At 65.9% G+C, this 4959-nt stretch carries 3 protein-coding genes and 1 pseudogene; 2 read left to right on the plus strand and 2 right to left on the minus strand.

Going from position 1 to position 4959, the window contains the following annotated elements:
* Together glnA and ELR45_RS27710 are read left to right on the plus strand one after the other, a co-directional pair.
* Positions 1-1290: pseudogene (gene glnA / locus ELR45_RS27705) on the plus strand (type I glutamate--ammonia ligase); the annotation flags it as partial.
* Between the two features lie 263 nt (positions 1291-1553).
* Positions 1554-1967, plus strand: a complete 414-nt coding sequence (locus ELR45_RS27710; protein ID WP_129669200.1) for a peptidoglycan-binding domain-containing protein — start codon at positions 1554-1556, stop codon at positions 1965-1967.
* A gap of 123 nt (positions 1968-2090) precedes the next feature.
* Here the strand turns inward: ELR45_RS27710 and ahcY are convergent, their stop codons facing one another.
* Complete coding sequence (ahcY, locus tag ELR45_RS27715) at positions 2091-3569, minus strand: adenosylhomocysteinase (RefSeq protein ID WP_129669201.1); 1479 nt, start codon at positions 3567-3569, stop codon at positions 2091-2093.
* Between the two features lie 122 nt (positions 3570-3691).
* Positions 3692-4675: a carbohydrate kinase family protein gene (locus ELR45_RS27720; RefSeq protein ID WP_129669202.1), complete on the minus strand. Its 984-nt coding sequence runs from the start codon at positions 4673-4675 to the stop codon at positions 3692-3694.
* Positions 4676-4959: the final 284 nt, after the last annotated feature.

Here is a 4959-nt window from a genome sequence, read left to right on the forward strand (position 1 = left end):
ATCGCCGGCGGCATGATGTTCGACGGCTCTTCGATCCGCGGCTTCCAGGCCATCCACGAGTCGGACATGAAGCTCATCCCCGACCCGACCACAGCGTTCGTCGACCCGTTCCGCCAGGCCAAGACGCTTGCGCTGAACTTCTCCATCGTCGACCCCTTCACCGACGAGCCGTACAGCCGCGATCCACGCAACATCGCGTCCAAGGCGCAGGCCTATCTGGCCAGCACGGGTCTGGCCGACACCGCGTACTTCGGTCCCGAAGCCGAGTTTTACGTCTTCGACGACGTCCGCTTCCAGACCAACGAGAAGTCCGGCTACTACTTCATCGACTCCATCGAGGCGGCCTGGAACACCGGCCGTCAGGAGGAGGGCGGCAACCGCGGCTACAAGACCCGGTACAAGGGCGGTTACTTCCCCGTCCCGCCGACTGACCATTACGCCGACCTTCGCGACACCATGGTCAAGACGCTGATCGCCGCGAACATCCCCGTGGAGCGCGCCCACCACGAGGTCGGCGCCGCGGGGCAGGCCGAGATCAACTACAAGTTCAACAGCCTGCTGCACGCCGGCGACCAGCTGATGTTGTACAAGTACATCATCAAGAACGTCGCCTGGGCGGCCGGCAAGACGGCCACGTTCATGCCCAAGCCGGTCTTCAACGACAACGGTTCCGGCATGCACTGCCACCAGTCGCTGTGGAAGGACGGCTCGCCGCTGTTCTACGACGAGCTCGGCTACGCGGGCCTGTCGGACATGGCTCGCTGGTACATCGGTGGCCTGCTCAAGCACGCCTCGTCGCTGCTGGCGTGGACCAACCCGACGGTGAACTCGTACCACCGCCTGGTGCCGGGCTTCGAGGCTCCGGTCAACCTCGTGTACTCGCAGCGCAACCGCTCCGCTGCCGTGCGTATCCCGATCACCGGGACGTCGCCAAAGGCCAAGCGGATCGAGTTCCGGGTTCCGGACCCCTCCAGCAACCCGTACTTGGCTTTCTCCGCGATGCTGATGGCCGGGGTCGACGGCATCCGCAACAAGATCGAGCCGCCGGAGCCGGTGGACAAGGACCTCTACGAGCTGCCGCCGGAGGACTTCGGCGACATCGGTACCGTCCCCGCTTCGCTACCGGACGCGCTGACGGCGCTCGAGGAGGACCACGACTACCTCATCGAGGGCGACGTCTTCACGCCGGACCTCATCGAGACCTGGGTCGACTGGAAGCGCACCAACGAGGTCGACCCGATCCGGCTGCGTCCGCACCCGCACGAGTTCGAGCTGTACTACGACCTGTAAACATCATCCTCCATTGAGATAGAGGGCGCCGGCCGATGGCCGGCGCCCTCTATCTGCGTGCACTGACGTCCACGTCATTTCGGGACGGGGCGGCAGCCTGTCACCTCAGGGTCGGGGTCCATCCAGAGGTGGACGACCCCGCTTCGATTGTCATTCCGTAGGCAGACGGTTAAAGGCGCGGAAACATCCTCCGGACAGACGCATGGACGGGGCGATCGCGGGCAGTCTGGATAGTGTCCGCACAACCCCACGAGGAGGACACCATGGCCACCCACGCCACGGCCGCCTTTCCCAGCACGCAGCAGTCGACCAGGATCTGGCTCCACCGTGCTGCGCAGACCGTCTCCAACCGCGCCCATGCCGTGTCCGACGCGTGGCAGCGGCTGACCAGTCCCCCGGCGGCCGACCCACGGTCCGTCCAACGGATCCTGGTCGACATCGGCCGTCTGGAGCCGCACCACGCGACCGGAACCACCAACCCGCGGACACTGAGGGCGCTCGCCGCCTTCCAACGCGAACGCGGCCTCCGCAGCGACGGCATCGCCGACGCTCGCACCGTGCACGAGCTGGCCCTCACCTGGCACGCGATGTCGGAGACCGCATGCGACGCGGACGGCTGCGCAGGCCGGCACGACGACGTATCCGCTCCCGCACAGCTCCACCGATCGGCGGCATGAGGACGGCCCGGCTGGGACTTCTTCAGTCCCGGCCGGGCCGTGATCGTGGGTTGGCTCCTACCGTCCTGCGGGGCGTGGGCCAGAGGCCACGCGGTACAGGAAGCTACGAGGGGCCACGCGCCTTTAGTAGCGGTAGTGGTCCGGCTTGTACGGCCCCTGGACGTCGACGCCGATGTACTCGGCCTGGTCCTTGGACAGCTCGGTGAGCCTGCCGCCGAGCGCTTCCAGGTGGACCCGGGCGACCTTCTCGTCGAGGTGCTTGGGCAGCAGGTAGACCTGGTCGGTGCCGTACTGGCCCTGCTTGGTGAACAGCTCGATCTGGGCGATCGTCTGGTCGGAGAACGAGTTCGACATCACGAACGAGGGGTGGCCGGTGGCGTTGCCCAGGTTCAGCAGGCGGCCCTCGGAGAGCACGATGATGGAGTGCCCGTCGGGGAAGGTCCACTCATCGACCTGGGGCTTGATGTTGACCCGCTTGACGCCGGTGTAGTTCTCCAGCTGCGTCATCTGGATCTCGTTGTCGAAGTGGCCGATGTTCCCGACGATGGCCTGGTGCTTCATCTTCACCATGTGGTCGATGGTGATGACGTCCTTGTTGCCCGTCGTCGTGATGATGATGTCGGCCTGACCGACGACGTCATCGAGGGTGGCGACCTGGTAGCCGTCCATCGCCGCCTGCAGCGCGCAGATCGGGTCGATCTCGGTGACGATGACCCGGGCACCCTGGCCGCGCAGCGACTCCGCGCTTCCCTTGCCGACGTCGCCGTAGCCGCAGATGACGGCGGTCTTGCCGCCGATGAGCACGTCAGTGGCGCGGTTGATACCGTCGACGAGCGAGTGGCGGCAGCCGTACTTGTTGTCGAATTTCGACTTGGTGACCGCGTCGTTGACGTTGATCGCCGGGAAGAGCAGCTCACCGGCCTCGGCGAGCTGGTACAGGCGGTGTACGCCGGTCGTGGTCTCCTCGGTGACGCCCTTGATGTCCGCCGCCAGAGTGGTCCACTTGCTGCCGTCGACGGCCAGCGTTTCCCGCAGCAGCTCCAGGAAGACCTTCCACTCCTCCGGGTCGTCGGCACCGGCGGCCGGTACCACGCCGGCCTTCTCGAACTCCACGCCCTTGTGCACCAGCAGCGTGGCGTCGCCACCGTCGTCGAGGATCATGTTCGGACCCTGGCCCGGCCAGGTCAGCATCTGCTCGGTGCACCACCAGTACTCCGGCAGCGACTCGCCCTTCCAGGCGTAGACCGGGGTGCCCGACGGCGCGTCCTTGGTGCCCTTCGGCCCGACGACGACGGCCGCGGCCGCGTGGTCCTGGGTGGAGAAGATGTTACAGCTCGCCCACCGGACGTCGGCTCCGAGCGCTACCAGCGTCTCGATCAGCACCGCGGTCTGGATGGTCATGTGCAGGGAGCCGGAGATCCGCGCACCCTTGAGCGGCTGGGACGCTCCGTACTCTTCACGCAGCGCCATCAGACCGGGCATCTCGTGCTCGGCCAGACGAATCTCGTTACGTCCGAACTCCGCCAGCGACAGATCGGCGACGGCGAAGTCGATGCCGTTGATCGTCTGCTTCGGCACGGACGGGGTGAAACCTGCGGTCATATTCTTCTGACTCCTCTTTTGCGCGTGATCGGTTGTGGTGCTGCCCGAGGTCATGGTTTAGGTGTCGACGTACTTGGCCTCCGCGTCCGGGAATGCGTTCTCAGCCACGTGTGTCCACCTCCTCAGGCGACGCGCCCAATGAAAGGCTTGACTTCGGCAGCTGCGTCCTCGCCGTAGGCATCGGCGAACCGGCGTACGAACGAGTCCGGCTCAAGCACATAGTCCTGACCCCCGAGCGTCTCCAGGACGATGGTGGCGAGAACGCCCCCGACCTGCATGGCGCGCTCTGTCGAGAGTTGCCAGGATACACCCGCGAAGAAGCCCACCCGGAACGCGTCGCCGATCCCCGTGGGGTCCACTTCCTGCTTCGCCGGGACGCTCGGCACGGTCACGACCTCGCCGCTGCTGGACTCCAGACGTGCACCGGCGGCGCCGAGCGTCGTCATCCAGTAGCCGACCCGGCCGAGCACGTCCGCCTCGGTCCAGCCGGTCTTCTCCAGCAACAGGCTGTGCTCGTACTCGTTGGTGAACAGGTAATGCGCGCCGTCCACCAGCAGACGCAGCTCGTCGCCGGTCATCCGGGCCACCTGCTGACCGATATCCGCCACGAACCGGTACCCCTGATCGCGGCACTCCTGGGTGTGCTTGATCATCGCCACCGGATCGTTCGGGCAGATCATCACCAGATCGAACCCGCCGGTGCGATCCGAGATGGGCGCCAGCTCGATCTCGCGTGCATCCTCCATCGCACCCGTGTAGAACGAGGCGATCTGGTTCTGCACCTCATCCGTCGTGCAGATGAACCGAGCGGTGTGCTTGTCGTCCGACACGTAGATCGACGACGTGTCCACGCCGTGGCCGTCCAGGAAGGAGCGGTACTCGGCGAAGTCCTCGCCGACCGCACCCACGAGCACCGGAGACAGCCCGATCTTCGCGAATCCGAGAGCGATGTTGCCGGCCGTTCCACCACGGCGGATGTCCAAGTGGTCGATGAGGAACGACAGCGACACCTGGTCCAGCTGGTCGGCCACGAGCTGGTCGGTGAACCTGCCCGGGAAGACCATCAGCTGGTCGGTGGCGATCGATCCGGTCACTGCGATACGCAAAGGGGTCTCCTCGTTCTATCGAACTGGGCGGCGCCGGGCGCGTGTTTGTGGTGGCCCCTGCCCACGTCGGCGTGCATCGTCAACGTTGTCGGGCCGGCCCCATTGACGCACATGGGCGAGCACTGCGGCATATATCATTCTTGCCACGGCTCGCCCACGTGCGTAAGAGGGCTCGCCCCGACTCCTTCCACGGAAGGGTCAGACGCGGGCCGCGGCCTTGAGCTCGTCGACGCGGTTGGTGCGCTCCCACGGCACGTCCAGGTCGTCGCGACCGAAGTGACCGT

This window comes from Phytoactinopolyspora endophytica, assembly GCF_004138495.1.
Taxonomy (GTDB): Bacteria; Actinomycetota; Actinomycetes; order Jiangellales; family Jiangellaceae; genus Phytoactinopolyspora; species Phytoactinopolyspora endophytica.

Coding starts and splice junctions, on each gene's coding strand:
- ELR45_RS27710 (WP_129669200.1), top strand. CDS start 1,554: ATGGCCACCCACGCCACGGCCGCCTTTCCCAGCACGCAGCAGTCGACC.
- ahcY (WP_129669201.1), bottom strand. CDS start 3,569: ATGACCGCAGGTTTCACCCCGTCCGTGCCGAAGCAGACGATCAACGGC.